The organism is Rhizobium sullae, from assembly GCF_900169785.1.
Classification (GTDB): Bacteria; Pseudomonadota; Alphaproteobacteria; order Rhizobiales; family Rhizobiaceae; genus Rhizobium; species Rhizobium sullae.
The window spans coordinates 1-717 of sequence record NZ_FWER01000226.1; the positions used below are offsets into that span (position 1 = coordinate 1).

The following is a 717-nucleotide window of genomic DNA, read 5'->3' on the forward strand; positions in this document are numbered from 1 at the left end:
GTCACGGTCTCCGCCGACGGCGACCACTGGTACGTCGCGGTGCAGACCGAGCGTGAGGTCGACGAGCCTGCGAGCGTTCTCGACCTGCCGGATCTCGTCGAGCTCGGGGGCGACCTCGGCGTGGTCAACGCGCTCGCGCTCTCCGACGGCACGGTCTACGACCTGCCAAGAATGACCGAGAAGGAGAAGCGCAGGGAGGCGAACCTCGCCAGGCGCGTCTCGCGCCGCAGGAGGGGTTCGAAGAACCGTCTGCGGGCGCAGNAGCGCAGGGAGGCGAACCTCGCCAGGCGCGTCTCGCGCCGCAGGAGGGGTTCGAAGAACCGTCTGCGGGCGCAGCGGGATCTCAGGCGGTTCAGGGCCAGGATCGTCCGGCGCAGACGGGACGCGAAGCATAAGATGACGACCGACGTCGTCAGNATCTCAGGCGGTTCAGGGCCAGGATCGTCCGGCGCAGACGGGACGCGAAGCATAAGATGACGACCGACGTCGTCAGGCGCTGCGACGTCCTCTATCTCGAGGACCTGAAGCTGAAGAACATGACCGCCTCGGCCAAGGGGACCGTCGAGGAGCCGGGCACCAACGTCGCGCAGAAGTCCGGACTGAGCCGGGCGATCCTCGACGTGTCGCCCGCAGCGACGCGTCTGCAGTTCGAATACAAGATGCGCCGCCGCGGCGGCGCCGTCTTTTACGTCAACCCCGCACGGACGTCGCAGCGAT

Annotated in this window: 1 pseudogene; it reads left to right on the top strand. The window is 67.7% G+C overall.

What is annotated here, in order from left to right:
• Window positions 1-473 precede the first annotated feature (473 nt).
• Window positions 474-717 (top strand): annotated as a pseudogene (locus BN1800_RS39895) (RNA-guided endonuclease TnpB family protein); the annotation flags it as partial.